Source organism: Paenibacillus elgii NBRC 100335 (genome assembly GCF_004000865.1).
GTDB lineage: Bacteria > Bacillota > Bacilli > Paenibacillales > NBRC-103111 > Paenibacillus_G > Paenibacillus_G elgii.
In genome coordinates this window covers 1-18,635 of the sequence record NZ_BIMB01000063.1, presented here as the reverse complement: position 1 = coordinate 18,635, position 18,635 = coordinate 1, and the positions used below count along the sequence as shown (strand labels likewise).

The 18,635-nt window shown below is 54.0% G+C and carries 16 protein-coding genes and 1 tRNA gene; 11 read left to right on the top strand and 6 right to left on the bottom strand.

Annotation, left to right across the window (positions count from 1 at the left end):
- The first annotated feature begins 598 nt into the window (after positions 1-598).
- Positions 599-907 (top strand): CD3324 family protein, encoded by a 309-nt coding sequence (locus tag PEL01S_RS30035; RefSeq protein ID WP_010499607.1) that lies wholly within the window; start codon positions 599-601, stop codon positions 905-907.
- A gap of 138 nt (positions 908-1,045) precedes the next feature.
- Here PEL01S_RS30035 and PEL01S_RS30030 read toward each other — a convergent pair whose 3' ends face one another.
- Positions 1,046-1,186: a hypothetical protein gene (locus PEL01S_RS30030; RefSeq protein WP_036687748.1), complete on the bottom strand. Its 141-nt coding sequence runs from the start codon at positions 1,184-1,186 to the stop codon at positions 1,046-1,048.
- Between the two features lie 214 nt (positions 1,187-1,400).
- Between PEL01S_RS30030 and PEL01S_RS30025 the strand changes: the two genes are divergently transcribed.
- Positions 1,401-1,805 carry a gamma-glutamylcyclotransferase family protein gene (locus PEL01S_RS30025; protein ID WP_063183740.1) on the top strand — a complete coding sequence of 135 codons (405 nt, stop codon included), beginning with the start codon at positions 1,401-1,403 and terminating at the stop codon, positions 1,803-1,805.
- Positions 1,806-1,816: 11 nt separating this feature from the next.
- Here PEL01S_RS30025 and PEL01S_RS30020 read toward each other — a convergent pair whose 3' ends face one another.
- Positions 1,817-2,200 (bottom strand): hypothetical protein, encoded by a 384-nt coding sequence (locus tag PEL01S_RS30020; protein WP_063183701.1) that lies wholly within the window; start codon positions 2,198-2,200, stop codon positions 1,817-1,819.
- A gap of 212 nt (positions 2,201-2,412) precedes the next feature.
- Between PEL01S_RS30020 and PEL01S_RS30015 the strand changes: the two genes are divergently transcribed.
- From PEL01S_RS30015 to PEL01S_RS30005, 3 genes are all read left to right on the top strand, one after another.
- Positions 2,413-2,796 (top strand): response regulator, encoded by a 384-nt coding sequence (locus PEL01S_RS30015; RefSeq protein ID WP_127462845.1) that lies wholly within the window; start codon positions 2,413-2,415, stop codon positions 2,794-2,796.
- 38 nt (positions 2,797-2,834) lie between these two features.
- Positions 2,835-4,547 (top strand): GGDEF domain-containing response regulator, encoded by a 1,713-nt coding sequence (locus tag PEL01S_RS30010; protein WP_127462861.1) that lies wholly within the window; start codon positions 2,835-2,837, stop codon positions 4,545-4,547.
- A gap of 120 nt (positions 4,548-4,667) precedes the next feature.
- Positions 4,668-6,215 carry a methyl-accepting chemotaxis protein gene (locus PEL01S_RS30005; RefSeq protein ID WP_127462844.1) on the top strand — a complete coding sequence of 516 codons (1,548 nt, stop codon included), beginning with the start codon at positions 4,668-4,670 and terminating at the stop codon, positions 6,213-6,215.
- A 99-nt stretch (positions 6,216-6,314) separates the two neighbouring features.
- Here PEL01S_RS30005 and PEL01S_RS30000 read toward each other — a convergent pair whose 3' ends face one another.
- Positions 6,315-7,352, bottom strand: coding sequence for a ribonucleotide-diphosphate reductase subunit beta (locus PEL01S_RS30000; protein WP_127462843.1), 1,038 nt, complete (start codon positions 7,350-7,352; stop codon positions 6,315-6,317).
- A 317-nt stretch (positions 7,353-7,669) separates the two neighbouring features.
- Positions 7,670-9,895 carry a ribonucleoside-diphosphate reductase subunit alpha gene (locus PEL01S_RS29995; RefSeq protein ID WP_127462842.1) on the bottom strand — a complete coding sequence of 742 codons (2,226 nt, stop codon included), beginning with the start codon at positions 9,893-9,895 and terminating at the stop codon, positions 7,670-7,672.
- Positions 9,896-10,400: 505 nt separating this feature from the next.
- On the opposite strand from PEL01S_RS29995, the gene PEL01S_RS29990 reads away from it, so the two are divergent.
- Complete coding sequence (locus tag PEL01S_RS29990; RefSeq protein ID WP_174807031.1) at positions 10,401-12,068, top strand: copper resistance CopC/CopD family protein; 1,668 nt, start codon at positions 10,401-10,403, stop codon at positions 12,066-12,068.
- A 144-nt stretch (positions 12,069-12,212) separates the two neighbouring features.
- Positions 12,213-13,949 carry a putative bifunctional diguanylate cyclase/phosphodiesterase gene (locus tag PEL01S_RS29985; RefSeq protein ID WP_127462841.1) on the top strand — a complete coding sequence of 579 codons (1,737 nt, stop codon included), beginning with the start codon at positions 12,213-12,215 and terminating at the stop codon, positions 13,947-13,949.
- A gap of 107 nt (positions 13,950-14,056) precedes the next feature.
- On the opposite strand, the gene PEL01S_RS29980 is transcribed toward PEL01S_RS29985, so the two are convergent.
- Positions 14,057-14,989, bottom strand: a complete 933-nt coding sequence (locus tag PEL01S_RS29980; RefSeq protein ID WP_127462840.1) for an aldo/keto reductase — start codon at positions 14,987-14,989, stop codon at positions 14,057-14,059.
- Positions 14,990-15,171: 182 nt separating this feature from the next.
- Here PEL01S_RS29980 and lepB point away from each other — a divergent pair, with 182 nt between their 5' ends.
- The 3 genes from lepB (at position 15,172) to PEL01S_RS29965 (ending at position 17,221) form a co-directional block, all read left to right on the top strand.
- The gene (lepB, locus tag PEL01S_RS29975) at positions 15,172-15,696 is read left to right on the top strand and encodes a signal peptidase I (RefSeq protein WP_164824338.1); all 525 of its coding nucleotides are present in this window, start codon (positions 15,172-15,174) and stop codon (positions 15,694-15,696) included.
- A 63-nt stretch (positions 15,697-15,759) separates the two neighbouring features.
- Positions 15,760-15,830: transfer RNA gene (locus PEL01S_RS29970), tRNA-Gly, on the top strand.
- Between the two features lie 158 nt (positions 15,831-15,988).
- Positions 15,989-17,221 carry an MFS transporter gene (locus PEL01S_RS29965; protein WP_127462839.1) on the top strand — a complete coding sequence of 411 codons (1,233 nt, stop codon included), beginning with the start codon at positions 15,989-15,991 and terminating at the stop codon, positions 17,219-17,221.
- Positions 17,222-17,230: 9 nt separating this feature from the next.
- On the opposite strand, the gene PEL01S_RS29960 is transcribed toward PEL01S_RS29965, so the two are convergent.
- The gene (locus PEL01S_RS29960) at positions 17,231-17,902 is read right to left on the bottom strand and encodes a helix-turn-helix domain-containing protein (protein WP_127462838.1); all 672 of its coding nucleotides are present in this window, start codon (positions 17,900-17,902) and stop codon (positions 17,231-17,233) included.
- Between the two features lie 192 nt (positions 17,903-18,094).
- Between PEL01S_RS29960 and PEL01S_RS29955 the strand changes: the two genes are divergently transcribed.
- Positions 18,095-18,529, top strand: a complete 435-nt coding sequence (locus tag PEL01S_RS29955) for an ArpU family phage packaging/lysis transcriptional regulator (RefSeq protein WP_063183683.1) — start codon at positions 18,095-18,097, stop codon at positions 18,527-18,529.
- Positions 18,530-18,635 lie beyond the last annotated feature (106 nt).

The window sequence follows — 18,635 nt, the reverse complement described above, 5'->3', positions numbered from 1 at the left end:
TAATAGGGATGTAGCCGGCCAGCTGACGCTTAAGGAAAGGAGTGATCAGAAACAATGATTACGGTATCCGAGGTGGTCTTCGCGTAAGCGGAGACGCCAGTCAAGGGGGCCTTCGGGCCCCTTATATATTCGCGGATGGACAATGCAAGAATCGATGGGTTATAATGTAAGAGAAATTCCGTGTCTTCAAAAAAATTCAGGTGAGAGGAGTGTCGTGCAATGGTAATGGTACTGGACACAATGAAAAAAGGAAAAGGGTTTGCTAACAAGTGAATAAGCATTTTTCTCCTTCACCGTCACCTGAACCGTCATTGAATGATACATGACATATAGAGGCATTCAGGCACGATATGGCGATCGTGTTTTTTTGTTGATAAGAATTTATAAGTTAACGCAACTTATAGCTTCGCGTCAACCTTGATAAACGCGCTTATCCTTAATGATGATAAGGACGGCGTAGACGTTTATCCTGAATTTCATGCCCCTAATGCTTGCGACGTCAGTTTTGCTTCGGCAAAACTCAGAGGAGGTGTAAAGATGAAAATGCTTATAACTTTCGAGGCTTTGGCCAACATGGCGCGAAAGGAGGCTTTCATCGGTGGGGTACAAGAATGGGAAGGATATTTTGCCGCCTAGTCTGCTCAAGCAACTGCAGGACTATATTCAGGGCGAAATCATTTATATACCGAAAAAAGAACAGACCCGCGCAGGCTGGGGTGAGAACAACGGCACCCGGCAGTCGATTATGCGTCGGAATTTCGAGATTTTCAGGCTGTATGAGAACGGACATACGGTCACCGATCTGATCCGTCAGTTTCATCTGTCGGAGGACAGTATTCGGAAAATCATCGTGAAAACCCGCGGACTGAATTCGCGGCAGCAGGAAACGGCGTCCACCAGGCACTAGCCGAAAGGATAGCGAAAATAATCGCAAATGGAACAAGCCAGAAGTGGACGCTTTTGGCTTTTTTCTATTGTCCTGATTCTCCGCGCGGCAGCGCAAAAAAACGCCGCTTCCTGCAGCGGTGTGCTTGTCTTCAGCCCCTTATTGTTCCGGCTGTCCGGAAGCTTTGCGCAGCTCGTTGGCCAATCGGTTAAACTCTTTGCGCGCCTGATCCGAATCGGTGCAAAAATAAGCCGCCGACAAAAAGCGAATGATCTTGTTCGCATCTTCGGGACTAAGCATGGCGCACTCCCCCCTTCCCCCCCGCAGACTTTGTCTTATGGACAATTTATGCCGGTCTCCTTTTCTCGGACACGGCGTGCATTCAAAGATAGGGCAAATCACCCGCTTCCCCGAACTTGGCTTATGGTATAATTGAAGAAAATGGTATTTTCGCCAGCCGGCAACCGTCGCGAGGGAAGCATTTCGCCGGTTGAGCTTAAAGGAGGGAACCGGTCTGATCCGGGTTTTCGTCTATGGAACGCTGTTGGTCGGCGAATCAAATCATCATGTGGTCGCGCCTTATTTGCTCTCGGTCCGGCCCGGACGGGTACGCGGCGCATTGTTCGATGCGGGAGCTTATCCCGGACTCGTTCTGTCGGGCTGCGGCGGCGAGACGGACGTCGAAGGCGAATGGCTGGTCGTGACGCAGGAAGGTCTGAATCGGATGGACGAACTAGAGGAGTATTACGGGCCCGGCGCAAGGAACGACTATGAACGCGTCTGGGTACGCGACAGCCGGCGGGAAGAGTGCGAGGGATGGATCTACTTATGGAATGAGCCGAGGGGATATCCGCGCATTCCCGGCGGATCCTGGCGCGAATATGCCCGCAGGAAGCAAGGGCTTGGCAGTATGCTTTGAAGCCTGCCTCATCACGCCCGTTTGGAATACGGTCTCCAATCCTCCCGTTCCGACTTCTTGACAATTTCCGTCATTCGCAGAACGACATGATGCGATTGTTCCTCGCCGATGGTGTTGATCAGCTGCTCATAAGAAATATTGTCCTGAACCAGGCTTCGGGTGACCGTGCTGTCTTTGTACCACGCCTCGGTGATGGCAAACGAGCCTTCTTTTTTCAGCCAAACCTCATGATAGTAGTGCTCTTGTTCGCTTTTGGGCTGGAGTGTCAAATAAAACGCTTGCATAGGCATGCGCGGGTCAGACAAGCGCTGACTTACCAAGGACCCGGACGAAACAGGCTGGCCGAACGAAACGTACTTGGATACTTTTTTGATCAGATGGTCCACGGGATTCATGTTGTCCTTCCTTTCAGCTAGGAAAAAGTGCTCGAAAAAAGTAAAGTTTTCATTAAATTTTGGTTTGTTTTTATCCTATCATAGTTCTTTTGGTTTACAAATAGTTCTGTAGAACTATATACAATTGTGAAGTTCCCTGTAACCCTGCGGCAATCATCCGTGCTATAATAATCACCATAGAACATGCACCATGAAGGAGCGTTCGACGGCTTATGGCATCTTATAAAATTTTATTGGCCGATGACGAAGCGGCCTTACGGTTCTTGTTAACGGAAACGTTGGCCGAGGATGGATATGAGCTGACCGAAGCGGAGGATGGGGCGCAGGCGCTCGCCTATTTGCAGGAGCAGCCGTTCGACTTAATTATTCTGGACTACATGATGCCCGAACGCACCGGAGTGGAGGTTTGCGAATGGCTGCGCGGCCATGCGAACCCGAATGCGGACACGCCGGTTATTCTTTTGACGGCCAAAGCGCTGGATAAGGACCGGGAACGTGCCAAGGCGGCGGGCGTTACGCAATATATCGTTAAACCGTTCAGCCCGCTGCAACTGCTGGATACCGTAGAAGAGCTGATCCGGCGCGATGCGCGTTAACCGATAGAAATTTATACCGGAGACGGGAAGTGAAGGCTTTGCATCAAACACCCTCTGACGACCGGATGAAACGAGAGGCCCGGCTAGTGAAGGAAGGCCGGAAAAAATATATTCGCGAGCTGAATAAGCAGCTGCAGCAGCTGCGGCATTGGACCGAGGATCCGGAGCCGGAGGATGCGTCCGAGACGGCTCGCCGCTTTTACCGTATCGTGCATACGCTGAAAGGCAGCGCGCCGATGTTCGGTTTAACACGCATCGGGACGCTCGCCGAGAATTTGGTTGATCACTGGGAATGGTCGCAGGACGAGGAAGCTGTGGCGTCGCCGACGGTTCACGTGCGGTTTCGGAGGTGTTCGGAGGTTTCCCTTGCGCTGGTGCTCGAATTGGAATTGGAAATCGATACAACCGCACGCGAGTTGGAACTGGCTGAGCAGCAGGAGCAACTGCAGCGCACCCTCACGCCTCCGCAGGGCGAACGGCTACTTGTGATCGACGATGACGATGTGCTGCGGGCGTATCTGGTCCGGCGTCTGAAGCTGGACGGCTACGAGGTGGATGAAGCCGCAGACGTCAGTTCGGCGCAGAGGCTGATCCGGGAGCGTTCGTACGACTTGATTTCGCTCGATCTTATGATGCATCCGGACAGCGGCTACGAGCTGTTCGAGTTTTTGAAGGAAGATCCGAATTTGAAGCTCGTGCCCTTGATCGTGCTGTCCGGGCGCAGCGACGTGTACGACAAGGTCCGCTGCTTCTATTTGGGCGCGGACGACTACGTAGTCAAGCCGTTTCAATACGAGGAGCTGGCCGCCCGCATCTACAGCCTGCTCAAGCGGACTCAAATGTTCGAGCAAATGGCATTCCGCGACCCGTTGACAGGAGTGTACAACCGCCGGTATTTCGACCACCAAATTCAGGTGGAGCTGCAGCGCGTCGCGCGGTATCCCGGAACGATCTCGATGGTATTCATCGATATCGACCGGTTCAAATCGATCAACGATACGTACGGGCATCCGATCGGAGATTTGGTGCTGCAGGGCCTCGCCCATCTGCTGCAGGCCAATCTGCGCGCTACGGATCTGATCGCCCGCTTCGGGGGCGAGGAGTTCGTGGTGGTGCTGCCCGGCACGTCTGCAGCCGACGCCAAAAAGACGATCGAAGGCATTCTGAGGCTGACGCATCAAGGACCCGTGGCGCAAAACGAGGGCCAGTCGTTTCACATTACGTTCTCGGCCGGCGTGTCGGAGTGGCAGCCCGACCTTACACTGAGCGAGTGGATCAGGCGGGCGGACGATGCGATGTACGAGGCCAAGCAAAGCGGTCGCAATCGGGTGATGCTGTATACCGGCGACGCTGCCGGTACCGAGACGGACGCGGCGGCGCGCAAGACGGTGCTGATTGCCGACGACGACAATATTTTGCGCTCGATTCTCATGGCGAAGCTCAAGCATCTGCCGATCGATTTCAAGGAGGCGGCCGATGGGGAAGAGGCTTATTTGGAGCTGCTCGGCAGCCCGGTCGATCTGTGTATTCTCGACGGCGTGATGCCGCGTCTCGACGGGTACGGCGTGCTCGAACGGATGAGGGAGCGCGGCACGCGGCCGCCCCATACGAAAGTGCTCGTTCTTTCCGGGCGCAGCCGGGAAGAGGACACGAGCCGGGGAATGCAGCTTGGAGCGAATGCGTATATGCATAAACCGTTTTCCATGGTTGAGCTGGAGCTCAAGGTGAAGGAATTGCTGGAATTAAGCTGAGACCGTGACGACGACTTGTCACGGTTTTTTCATTTTTACCTATAAAAAATAGGACTTCCGACCGATATAATATGTGATAAAGAGTATAGCTTCGACCTTAGTGAATAGGATGTGAGCTTTTTGTTATCCACGAAGCCCGATGTGTTGGCGATTAAAAACCGGATGACCTTGCCGGTGACGTTCGGAACGTACTTGTTGGCCGTGTTTGCATGCGCTTTATTCCGATGGGTGCATGTCTTTAAATCCGAGCACGATTTGCTGGCTTACGAGGTACTGCTTAATGTGTTTTTGGGGGCTCCGCTGCTTCTGTTAATCGTCGCCGGGTTATTATTTTGGCGGGGGCGGCAGCGTTACGTTCCGCTGTTCAATGCGCTGTCCATGGCCTTCACGAGTATGGCGATGATCGTCGGATCGGGCGGAATGGTCGAATTTTATTTCTCGATCTTCATGGTTATCGCTCTGATGGCCTTTTATGAAGATACGAAGCTGATTTGGCTGATGACGGCTTTGTTCGCCCTGCAATACATCGCCGCCTACTGGCTGTATTCGGAGCTTGTGTTCGGCAAGGACGGGTACGGCATCGAGATGCTGGCGATTCATGCCGTGTTCCTTCTGCTGACAGCAGGAACGACCGTATGGCAAATCACGAAGAAAAAGGTAACCGTGGCCTTGCTCGAAGCGGACAAGCAGGAGAAGCAGCAGCTGCTAGGCAACATTCTGAACAAGCTGACGGACAGCTCCGAGCAACTGGTCGATTACGTGGGACGGCTCAATGAGAACACCGAGCAGACACTGCTGGCGAACCGCCGGATCATGACCTCCATGGAAGGCATGGCATCGGGAACGGAAGAGCAGGCGCAGACTAGCAAAGACAGCGCACGTGCGATGGAAGAGATGTCGATCGGCATACAGCGCGTAGCCGAATCGTCGGCGACCGTTTCGGAGGCGTCGCTCGGCATGGTGGAGGAAGCGGAGAAAGGCAACGATACGATCGGCCATGCGGTATCACAGCTCGGCGCTTTGAAAAGCTCCTCGACGGAAGTGTCTGCAGCTTTACAGCGGTTGGAGAAGCAGTCGGTCGAAATTGGAGAGATCGCTACGCTGATTTCCGGGGTAGCTTCCCAAACGAACCTGCTTGCGCTGAACGCAGCGATCGAAGCGGCCCGGGCAGGGGAGCACGGAGCAGGCTTTGCCGTGGTGGCGCGTGAGGTCCGGAAGCTCGCGGAGCAAGCCGAAGCATCGGCGGGTCAAATCACGCAGCTGATCGAAGAGATTCAGCAGGCGACGGTATCGGCCGTATCGGTGATGCGCGCAAGCGCCGGTCAGGTGGATACGAGTCATACGGCGGTGAACGAAGCCGGGGACGTATTCCGGCTTATTGTCGACGAAGCGAAAAAAGTATGCGATCAAATCCAGGATATTTCAGCAGCTGCCCAGCAAATGTCGGCAGGGTCGGAGCAGGTGACGGCCGCGTTGAACGAGGTGGCGCGCATTTCCGACGACAGTGCGGCGGGAGCGAATCATGTGCTATCCTCGTCGCAGGAGCAGTTATCGGCGATGGAGTCGATCACCGCTTCGACGGAAGGGCTGACGCGGCTCGCGAAGGAGCTGGAGACGATCTGCCACGAATTGCAGACGGAACGGAAAAAGCATATGTCTTCTTTATAAAGCAGACGGATTACACCAAAAAGCATCCCGCTTCGCTGCCGTCAAGGCAAAGGAAGTGGGATGCTTTTGTTAATCGGGTAAGCGCTTTGGGGATCCGGCTTACAGGTCGTCCCAGTTCAGGTTGGACGATTTGCTGTAGTTGGTCACCTTTTGCTCGAAAAAGTCCGTTTTCATGCTGTTCATGTTACTAAACGTCTCGACCCATTTCATCGGATGCTCGACGACTTCGGGGTACAAAATTTCCAGGCCCAGCTTGCGCAGGCGCTCGTTGGACAAATATTTGATGTAGTGGTCGATGATGTCGTTGCTCAGGCCGTGAATGTTGTTGTTCGTGATGTATTGGCCCCACTCGATCTCGTGCTGGACGGCCGTCTTCATCATTTGGCGCAGGTCTTCAATCAGCTCGTCCGTGAAAAGCTCCGGATTTTCCTTGCGGATTTCGCGGAAAATGTTCTGGAACAGCGCCAGATGCGTCAACTCGTCGCGCTGAATGTACTTGATCTCCGAGACGGTGCCGAGCATCTTGCCTTGGCGTCCGAGCGCGTAGAAGAAGCTGAAGCCGCTGTAAAAATAAATGCCTTCGAGAATGTAGTTAGCCATAATGGTGCGCAGCAGGTTTTCCGTGGAGGGCGTCTCGATAAACCGTTCGTACAGGTCGGTGATGAACCGGTTGCGGCGCAGTAGATGCTTGTCCTCCCGCCATTGGTTATAGATGTCGTCGCGTACTTCCGCCGAGCAGACGCTGTCGAGGATGTACGAATAGCTCTGGCTGTGTACGGCTTCCTGGAACGTCTGCACCGTCAGGCACAGGTTGACTTCTGGGGCCGTGATGTATTCGTTGATGTTCGGCAGGTTGGCCGTTTGCAGCGAATCGAGAAAGATCAGGAAGCTGATGATTTTGTCGTAGCTTTGGCGCTCCACGGGCGACAGGAATTTGTAATCCTTCGCATCCTGCGCCAGCGGGATTTCCTCGGGAATCCAGAAGTTGTTCATCATCGTGCGGTACATCTTGGTTGCCCAGTCATATTTGACGTTGTTCAGCTCGATCAGGTTCGTCGTGTTGCCGCCGATCATGCGGCGCTTGCCCCAATCCCGGTCGCCGTGCTCGTTAAACAGCTTTTTCTTTTGAAGCTCCATTAGTGATTTCTACCCCCTAAAGTCGAATGACCCTCCTAAATCCTCCCTAGTAGGGAGGACCCCATGGGGCGCCGGCCCCCTGGACCCCGGAAAGGGTCGGTTGAGTGAAGTTGTGCATATGAGAGACGGTTGACGATGGATCGCTTTCGTACATAAGACTCTTTGCATTTGCAAAGAGTCTTATGTACGCGCTTTACGTTTAGAGCGTTGGAGTTCATTGGGCGGCGCGCTTCGCTGCCGCCCGCGAACTCCGGGTTTTTTCGTTGGGGAGGGGCGCTTAAGCGCACCCGGCCCTGACGGATTGTTTGGTAGTTCGTTTACGCGCTGCAGCTTACGCAATCCTCGACTTCGAGGCTTTTGTTGCGGCAGTAGTAGACGGTTTTCAGGCCGTGCTTCCAAGCGGCCATGTACATTTCCAGGAACTCGCGCGCGGATAGCTCCGGCGTGATGTACAGGTTGAACGATTGCGATTGGTCGATATGGCGCTGACGGGCGCCCGCAGCACGGATGCTCCAGTGCTGGTCGATCCGGTGCGCTTCCTTGTAGAACCACATCGTCTCCGGGTTCAGATTCGGCGCGGTTTGCGGGATGACGGCGTTCTTCTTCTCTTCGACGAAAAACTTATTGAAGATCGGATCGATCCCGGCCGTCGAACCGGCGATGAGCGAGGTCGACGCCGTTGGCGCGATGGCAAACATCCAGCCGTTGCGGACGCCGTGTTTCGCGACTTGCTCTTTCAATTCGAGCCATTCCGGGCTGTTATAGCCGCGGGCTTCGAAGTATTCGCCGGTCTGCCATTCGCTGCCCTCGAATACAGGGTAGGCGCCTTTTTCTTGGGCGATTTCCATCGACGCTTTGATGGCGTAGTAGTTCATCCATTCGTACACTTCGTCGGCTTTTTGCACGTGCTCGTCGGATTCCCATTGAATTTTGAGCTGAGCCAGCATTTGATGGTAGCCGCTGGAGCCGAGGCCGACGGCGCGGTACTTTTTATTCGTAATTTGCGCTTGCGGAATCGGGTAGTAATTCAGGTCGATAACGTTGTCCATCATCCGCATTTGCGTCGTAACGACGCGCTCGATATCTTCCTTCGTATAGACGCGGCCGAGGTTGGTCGACGACAGGTTGCAGACGACAAAATCGCCGCTTTTTACCTTCGTCGTAATGATGCCGTCCTCGTGCTCCGTCTGGATCATCTCGGTGGCGCTCATGTTTTGGCAAATTTCGGTACACAGGTTCGAGCAGTAAATCATGCCTTTGTGCTTGTTCGGGTTAGCGCGGTTGACCGTATCGCGGAAGAACACGAACGGCGTGCCGGTTTCGAACGAGCTGGTAAGGACACGCTTCATGATGTCGATGGCCGGAATTTCGTCCTTCGAAATTTTGTCGTCGTTCACGCAATCCCAGTAGCGGCTCTCGAATTCCTCGCCCCACGAATCCTCGATCGAGTAGCCCTTGATCTTGCGCACTTCGTGCGGATCGAACAAGTACCATGTGCCGCGCTCCTCAACTGTTTTCATGAACAGATCGGGGATGCAGACGCCCGGGAAAATGTCGTGAGCCTTCATCCGGTCATCACCGTTGTTCGTCTTCAGGTTCAGGAAGTCCAAAATATCCTTATGCCACACGTCTAGGTAGACGGCGACGGCTCCGGAACGGACGCCCAACTGGTCGACGGCGATGGCCGTATTGTTATAGTTTTTGATCCAAGGCACGACGCCGCCGGCGACGCCCTTGAATCCGCGGATGTTGGAGCCGCGGCTGCGCACTTTGCCGACATAGATGCCCATGCCGCCGCCGTGCTTGGATACCTGCGCGAAGCTTTGGTCTACATTGTAGATGCCCCACAGGTTGTCCGGCACCGTATCGATAAAACAGCTGGAGAGCTGATGCAGCGGTTTGCGGGCGTTCGCCAGCGTTGGCGTCGCTACCGTCATCTCCAGATTGCTAAGCACGTCGTAGAACTGCTTCGCCCAACGGAGTTTATCCGTTTCCTTCATGGCCAGGTGCATCGCAACGCCCATGAACAGCTCCTGCGGCAGCTCCAGCACTTCTTTGTCCAGCCCCTTGATCAAATAGCGGTCGGCGAGTGTTTTGAGGCCGATGTAGTTCAGCAGGTAATCGCGCTCCGGCTCGATGTAAGCGCCGAGCTCCTGAATTTCTTCCCGGCTGTAATGCTCGAGAATGTATTTGCCGTACAAGCCCATATCGGTCAAATAGGTGATCAGCGAATACAGATCACCGTAGCCGAAATGGCCGTACTTGCGGTTTAAGCGGGCTTCCTTGTAAAGATCGTAGGAAAGCAGCTTGGCGGCGACGTACTGCCAGTTCGGCTGCTCGACGCTTGTTTTTTCCACAGCCACCTGAATGAGCAGGCGCTGGATTTCCTGGGTCGTAATTCCGTTGCGGAACAAGGGCAGCAGAGCGGTTTCCAGCTCCAGTGGATCGCATTCCGGATAAGTTTCACACGCGAAGTCGATGACTTTTTTCATTTTTGCGAACACGAGTTCTTCTTTTGTGCCGTCCCGTTTTACGATGATCATGTATTCAGCTCCTCTGGAATGTTCAAAGAAAAAGCATGCCGCCGCCGTACAGGCAGACGCATGCCGCTAACGCTTCGTGCGAAGCGTTAAATGTCTGGTAACGCGCAGGGCTCCCGCTTCTGAAGCGTCTTCCTGTCGTTCTGCCGGTTCGCCGTCGATCAGGCCTGACGAACCGTGCGGGTGCGGCTTCATTATCGTAGCGATGCCCTAACGAGTTTCCACAATATGTCGTAGTTCTTGATTCTTGAACCTACAATATGTAGTTGTTTGCGCGAAGCAATATCATGAATTTACCGCATCGTCGCTTCTCTGTCAATCTGTTATTTCGGTCGAGAATCGCCAATTGATTAGGACAAAATCGCGAAAAAACGCCGAATTTGGTTTGTTATTGCGTTTTATGCTACATTTACTATGGGCTGTGGGAAACCTGCCTTTTTTTGTGATAAAAATTAAGGTCATGGGATGATGACACCGGGTCTCCGGTAAACGATAGGAGGAGTAACGAATGGAATGGAGAGGGTATTGGGGAGAGACGTACAGGAGGCTCGCCTTGTGGGTGTTGATCGTAGGCTTCGGCTTCATGTACCTGTTTGGGTCTGCGGCTCCGGCCGAAGCGCATGCCTCCCTTGTGCAGACGGTCCCGGCCAACGGCGCGGAGCTGGAGAAGCCGCCGGAGCAGGTGGTTTTGACGTTTAACGAGCATCTGGAGGAGGGGCTGTACTATTTAAGGGTTTACGATGGCAGCAAGCGCAAGGTAACGGACAAAGCGGCTGTGATGAACGATACCCGCACGACCTTGACCCTGGACTTGCCGGGACTCGTCAAAGGCATCTATGTGGTGACTTATCACGTCATCTCAGCGGACGGGCATCCCGTAGACGGCACTTATTTGTTCGCGGTCGGCCAAAGCTTGGACCAGCCGTCGGGCGTCAGCGGCAGCGCGCCCGCGATTGAGCATTTGCACCGCCACGACGGTCCGATGAGTACGTTTGGAGTGAAGGATGTCCTGCAATTCGGCTCGCGTATTTTGTTTTATTTGGCTTTGCTCGGTTTCACGGGCTGGCTGCTCTGGTTGCGCTGGTTCGCTCCCGGAGAAAAAACAGATCCGTCCCGCGTCCGGCTGAAGCAGTGGGCGGAAAGGCTGCAGCAGTTTTATTTGATCGCGTATATTTTGTTCATGTGGGCGCATATGGGCGATCTGATCGGCGACGGGGGAGCGGAAGGTCTTCTGCGTTTGTTCACCCAAACGACGGTCGGCTACGCCTGGCTCGGAGGACTGCTGCTGGCGCTGCTGTCCTTTGTCGTCCTGTACCGCAGCGTCTTTCTCGATTATATCTGGCTTGCGCTCGTCTGGTTCGCCAAAAGTCTGCTCGGGCATGCGGCCGCTTTCGAACCGAAAAGCGAAACGCTCGTGCTGGACTGGCTTCATCTGGCCGCCTCTTCGGTATGGGTCGGAGGCTTGCTGATGCTGCTCGTCTTGTGGCGTACGGATAAGGAGCTGGGCAAACGGTTCCTTCCGCGCGTCTCTACGGCGGCGCTGGTCAGCATCCTGCTGCTGACGGTATCCGGCGTGCTGACCGTGTTCATTTTTCTCCCGGACGTACGGTATATCGTGGAGACAGGGTGGGGCAAGCTGCTTCTGATAAAGACCGGGCTTGTGCTATTGGTCGTCGTGATTGCGGCGCTGATCCGCTTCTTGTACCGCAAAAACAGCGAACGGGGGGCAGGCCGCCTGCTTGGCGTCGATGCCGTGCTGATGACGCTTATGGTCGGCGTCGTCGGCGTATTTACTTATTTAACCCCGCTTCCGGCCAATGAACCGATGAACTGGCATGTGATGGGCGAGAAGATCCATATGACCGCGCAGATCAGTCCGAACGTGCCGGGCGTCAACGATTTTGCCGTAAAAGTATGGCTGCCCGAAAAGCTCGGTAAACCGAAGCAGGTGATCATGAAGCTGCAGGCGACGGACAATCCGGAGATTGCGCCGATCGTGGTGCCTGTCGAATATACGGAGGATGTGAGCTTCGAGGAGTCGTTCGGATTAAAAAGACATACGTACAAAACGCGCGGAGCTTATTTGCCTTATCCCGGCCATTGGAAGATGGAGGTGCGGGTTATGGACAGCAATGACGACGAAACGGTATATGAACATACGTTCCGAGTTTATTGATCGGAATTTCAATAAAAGTGATGTTGGATTTTATCGTTTTATGTCGATTAATATGGGTCTTTATAACTAAAATTCTCTTGTTCTTTTGGTTCTGGGGAATTAGAATAAAAGAAAACCCTTCATCAGAGGAAGCAGAGGATCGACATGGCAAAAAAACGGAGTCCTGTAGGTTCGGGTCTGCTGCGGGAATGGCGGCATAAACTGTATCGGCACGCTGCGCTTCTGCATCTGTGGTGCGTCATGGCCGGTGCGGAAATCGTTCTGCTTTCGCTCAAACAGTTGCTTGGCGTGCCTAATGACCCGTTGGACTTCATGAAATCGGGCTTGATTGTGCTGTTGGTCGCCCCGATCCTTAATGCGGCCGTTCGGAAAAACAGCATCAAGCCGATTCGGGCGCTGGCCCCGGCCGTCGTGATTATGGCGTTCGCAGAAATGGTGGAATTGGCGGTGCGCTATGCGTCGTGGCAAACTGCCAATTTGATGGGAACCATGGCCGATCTGGCGGGTCTCGCTCTGCTCATGACGCCGATCCTTTACTTTGTGCTGACGGATATGCGCAACCGGGAATTTACGGTACGCCAGCTTACGTACCTCGCCTATCACGATATGCTGACCGGGCTGCCGAACCGCCAGAAGTTCCAACAAACCGTCGGCATGTCGATCCGGAAGGCCAAGCTGTCGGGGCGCAAGCTGTCCGTCATGTTCATTGATCTGGACCGGTTTAAGAACGTCAACGATACGTTCGGCCATGCGTTCGGCGATCTCCTGTTGACAGAAGCGGCGGAGAGGCTCAAAAGCTGGCTGCAGGCAGACGATAACGTATCGCGGCAGGGCGGGGACGAATTTACCGTGCTGATCAAGGATACGTCGCAGCCGCATGACGCCGAGAAGGTGGCGCAGAAAATCATCCATCTGCTCAGTCAGCCGTTTGCCATAGACGGCCACGAGCTTCGTGTCGGCTGCAGTATCGGAATCGCGATGTATCCGCAGGACGGGGAAGATCCCATTACGCTCATGAAAAATGCCGATACGGCCATGTACCGGGCCAAGGAGCTCGGGAAAAACGGCTACCAGTTCTACAAGGCCGAGATGAACGATACGGTCATCCAAAAGCTGGTGATGGAAGAGTGGCTGAACAAAGCGCTGGAGCAGGAGGAATTCGTCCTGTATTACCAGCCGCAGGTCGATATTTTCACGACCCGCATGAACGGAATGGAAGCACTCATCCGTTGGAATCATCCGCGGCTTGGCTTTATCTCGCCGGGTGAATTTATTCCGCTGGCCGAAGAGACGGGATTGATCATTCCGATCGGACAATGGGTGCTGCGCACGGCCTGTAAGCAGAACAAGGCATGGCAGCTCGCCGGGTTTCCGCCGCTGAAGATGGCGGTGAACATCTCTCCGATTCAGTTTCACCAGCACGATTTCGTCCAAGTCGTGCTCGATGCGCTGCAGGAAAGCGGGCTGGAGCCGCGGTATCTGGAGCTGGAAATTACCGAAGGTATTGCGATGTACCATGTGGATCAAGTCATTCAAAAGCTGCAAACCTTGCGCGAGCTCGGCGTACATATCTCGATGGACGATTTCGGCACCGGCTATTCGTCCCTCAATTATCTCAAGAAATTTCCAATCGATAAGCTCAAAATTGCGCAGCAGTTCGTTCGCGACATTACGGTCGATCCCGACGACGCTGCCATCGTCCAGGCGATTATGGCCATGGCGCTCAGCCTGAAGCTGAACGTGATTGCCGAAGGAGTCGAGACGGAGGAGCAGCTTTCCTTCCTGCTCGATATCAAATGCAGGGAAATCCAGGGCTATATTTACAGCAAGCCGGTTCCGGCAAACGAATTTACCGATCTGATGCTGCGGCCTCCAGCTTAATGGAAAAAAGAAGCGTTCCAGCCTCGTCCAATGCGAGGGCCGGAACGCTTGTTTATTTTGTGGAGGCGGGCACTTCTGAGAGGCAGGTAGTGACCCGGCTCGGGTGCTTATTCGACGTTCGTTTCCTGCCAAGCCTGTGGGTGACCGTCGCCCACATACCTTGCGGCAGCGGCGTTGGCGATGACCTGCTGGCGGCTTTTGCAGCCCGGAATTACCGCGCTGACCGCAGGATGCTTCAGGCACCAAGCCAGCGCCCACGTCGCCATATCCATGCCCTCCGGCACTTCGTGCTCGCGGATGCGCTTCACTTCCTCCAGCTTCAGCCGCGTTTGCTCCGGGTCGTGCCGATGGCGGACGTCGTTCTCCGCGAACGAGGCGCCGGGATTGTATTTGCCGCTCAGGTAGCCGCTGGCCAGCGGCACGCGCGCCAGCACGCCAAGTCCTTGGCGCTCGCAGGACGGGAAAACCCGCTCCTCGGGTTTGCGGTCGAGCCGGTTGTAAACGACTTGAATCACCTTCGAGTTCACGCGTTCGGAGGCGTCCGTCTGATGGAGGTTGTCGTTGCTGCCGATGGACGTGCCGAGATGCCGTATTTTTCCCGCCTGTACTTGTTTATCCAGCAAGGTCCACAGCTCGTCCTGATCGAAGGCTTCGTCTGTGCCCGAATGAAACTGATAAAGATCTATGTAGTCCGTCTGGAGCGCTTTGAGCGAGGCATCGAGCTGAGCCAGCACTGCTTGCGGCGACCATTCCTGACTCCGGTCCAGATGGGCGTGAAATTTATGCCCGAACTTGGTGGCAATGACCCAGTCTTCGCGCCGGCACCGGGAAATGTAGCTTCCGATGAGCGATTCGGACGTATGGTCTCCGTAGCATTCCGCGGTGTCGATCAGGTTGATGCCGCACGCTTTGGCTTCGTCCAGAATCGCATCCGCTTCCTCCTGGGTAAACGGCTTGCCCCATTCGCCGCCGAACTGCCATGTGCCAACCCCGATGACGGACACCTTCATGTTTGTTTTGCCCAGCTTCCGGTATTTCATCGATAATCCCTCCTCAAGCGAATGATTTTGCGCTTCTCCCTGATTGTACCTAATTCGCTGGCTTGCTTCAAATGTATGGCGAACGGTCAGCGTTTTCTAATTTTAAGGTTATTTTAATACTCTTTTCCTTCGTATCCGGTATAGTTAAGTGAAACGACGTAGAGAAGGCGAGGGAGAAGCTCTTGAACCGAATCATGCGATGGGCGAAGGAATGGGTAGCGCCGCTTGGCTTGGCCGTCATCATCAGCTTTTCGTTCAACACGTACGTGGCGCAGGGGATGAAGGTGCCGACTGGTTCGATGCTGCCGACCATTCAGCTCGACGATAAAGTGTTTGTGGAAAAGATGGTCGCGCTAACCGATTTTAAATTCGGCGACATCGTCGTCTTTTATCCGCCGCTCAAGGGAGAAGAAGATAAGCGCTACATTAAACGGCTGATCGGCCTGCCGGGCGATACGATTGAAGTGAAGGACGGCGCGCTGTACCGAAATGGCGAGAAGGTGGACGAGCCTTATGTGAAGGAGCCGATGAAATATCAATTTGGCCCGGTTCAAGTGCCGGAAGGGAAATATTTGTTCCTTGGCGACAACCGCAACGACAGCAAGGATTCCCACCTGTGGCCGACGCCGTTCGTGGACAAAAGCAAGCTTGTCGGCAAGGCGCTGTTCCGTTATTACCCGTTCGATCAGATCGGGGAGATTAAGTAGCGGGCCGCTACTGGACAAAACGAGAGGGAACGCTTATAATAAATAAGCGCAATCCCTTTTCGCGCGGGTGTAGTTCAATGGTAGAACTCCAGCTTCCCAAGCTGGTGGCGTGGGTTCGATTCCCATCACCCGCTTATATTGGTTACAGAATAGACCGCTGCCATGTCGAGGCCGGTCTATTTTCTTTTATAAAAAACAATTGCTTCCTCAAGCCTGCGCATTTATAATTAATCCTGCACATTTAACATACATATATGTATAAAAAGTATATTTAATTTGCGGGGGATTGCGCTTGAATCGTTCATATTACGCTTTACTGGTCAGCCAAACGGCAACCAATCTCGGCTTTGCGCTCTATACGATGGTTGTGGTTATGCATTTGTACGCGCAGACCGGTTCGACAGCATTGTCCGCTGCCGTGACGCTAATCAGCGCCATTTCGCGAATGGTCAGCGGCGTCGTTTTGCCGTCGTTTGCCGACCGGTTTCGGCTTCCCGCGCTGCTGATCTTTTCGCAAACGACGCAGCTGGTGATTCTCCTGGGTCTTGCGCTGATGCTAACGCAGGACGTTTCGGCCTTGAGCTTGATTGTCACTATGGTGCTGCTCGCGATCATTTCTTTTTTTAACGGCTGGTTCTCGCCTGTGAAAAGCTCGCTGCTCCGGGCCGTCGTACCCGAGAAGGAGCGGGTGAAGGCGATCGGCTTGCTGTCGACGGTGGACCAAACGTTCCAATTTGCCGGATGGACTCTGGGGGGCGTACTGTTGTCTGTTTTGGGCCGAGGCGCTGCGCTCGGGATTACTTTTGCGCTGCTCGTCGTATCGATCGGATGCATGTTCCTGTTGAAGTGGCACGGGAAGCAACATGAACCGGCGGGGCTTCGAACCGAACAAGGACTTGTGGACAGAATGACGGCAGGCTGGAAAATTCTTTACAGGCATGAAGGACTGCGCGTCCTTGTCATGATGGATCTAATCGAATCTTGGGTCGGCACGATCTGGATCGGAGCCGTCACGTTAACTTTTGTCAAAGAGGCTCTGCACGAAGGAGAAGCCTGGTGGGGATATATTAACGGCGGTTACTATTTAGGCACCATCGTCGGCGGTTTGATTGTCCTTCGTCTTTCCCGCCGGATGCAGGGGAAGCTGACCGTAAGTATGCTGCTGGGAGCGTCTCTGTTCGGGTTGCTGACACTGCTGTATGGGTTCGTATTGAACAGCATGCTGGCGTTGCTGCTTGTCCTGTTGATGGGGCCGGCTTATCAAATTCGCGATCTGGCGCAAGAGTCGATGGTTCAAAACAGCTCGGACGAGCATACCTTGCTTAAAGTGGCGGCAGCCCGGTCTACCTTGGTTCAGCTCATCTCAATGTTATCCATTGCCGTGATCGGAGTTGTCACGGACCTGATCGGCGTTCGTTTGGTTTACATCGCTTCCGGCTGCGTGCTGCTCGTTTCATCCGCGTACGGTTTCGTGCAACTGCTGCTTCGGAAAAAAGGGGCTTTGCTGGAGAGCGAAAACCAGTAACGCCATTTCTCAATCGTTGGCCTGCTCCTCGTATTGCGGGAACAGCAGCTTGAGCATCCCGAGAATGCGCTGCCGGTCTTGATCGGTGAGCAGGTGGCCGTTATATTGGAGGCCGTCAATATATTGAAGCGATTTGCCGATATCGTACAGATGGTCGAGCGTCTGGGTATCGGTTTTTTCCACATCTGCTCTTGTCGTTCGGAACTGCCCTGCCATGCTTTCCAATTGGCCGATCAGCTTGTAAATTTCGACCTTTGGCGGATCTTGCTGAAGCAAAGCTTGCAAACTGTCTGGCGTAATCTCAAAATCGTCGCCGAAGAAAGGGCGATATTCCTGCTCCAATCGTTTGAGGGCCGTCCGGGGAATGACGGTAAGGGCTTGAACGATCCCGTCGAGGTCGATGCCGAGAATATCGAGCAGATCTTGAAACGCCTGCCGGTACTTGTGGGTGTCGGCAAGCTTCCGGTAGCCGGCGGCCGCCATCAGATCGGCATACTCGACACCCAGCGGTTCGACTAGCTTTTCCAGCAGCTCGGGCGAGGGCATGTTTTTTTTCTTGCCCGTTTCGATCTGGGATAAATAAGGATTCGAGTAGCCGATCCGATCGCCCAATTGGGTAAGTGTCAGCCCTTTGGCTTCTCTCAGGCTTTTTAAATAGGCTCCGAACTGCTGAACGTTCATCCGTGCACATCCTTTCTTGTTCTTCCATTATACACACTTACTTGTTATTAGTAAATATTTTTTGGATAATTATTGCTAATAACAAGAATGTGTGATAATGTTACTAACACAAAACAAGAAACGATGAACAGCAGCCCCCGGTTGCTTGTCCGCTGCAAAAATAACCATTCGATGTATCGAAAGGTGGTCGCTATGAACGATACGCTCACGCTTGCGCAAAAAAAAGCCGTCCGCGCAGCCATGGAAGAACGGCTGGCTCTGTACCGGAGCTATAAATACAGCAGCTTCGAACGCCGCGAAGCCCGGGTTACCGCCAGCTACGATCCGCGGTACCACGGGGCGACGAATGCGGTAAGCGATCCGACCGCGCAGATCGCCGTGTACAACGTAAACGAGCAAATGCACCGCGGTTACGTGTGCGATTCCGTGGAAATCGCGCTGAGCCTGCTGCCGGACAAGCAGCGGTCGATCATCGAAACGCGGTATATGCGGCAAAATACACCGACAGATACGCAGGTATGCGATAGGCTGAGCATGTCCAAGGATGCGTACGACCGAAACCGGCTTGCGGCGATGTACGAAATGGCTCTATTTTTGGAAGTGGATTGCGGGTTCGAGCTGACATAGCAGAATAAGCAGGCAGTAAATAGACCGTACTCTGTTCGTGGGAGGCGGCCTATTTTTCTACGAGGAGTACCGTTGTGAGCTTTCCATAAAAAAAGCCGGTGTTTCC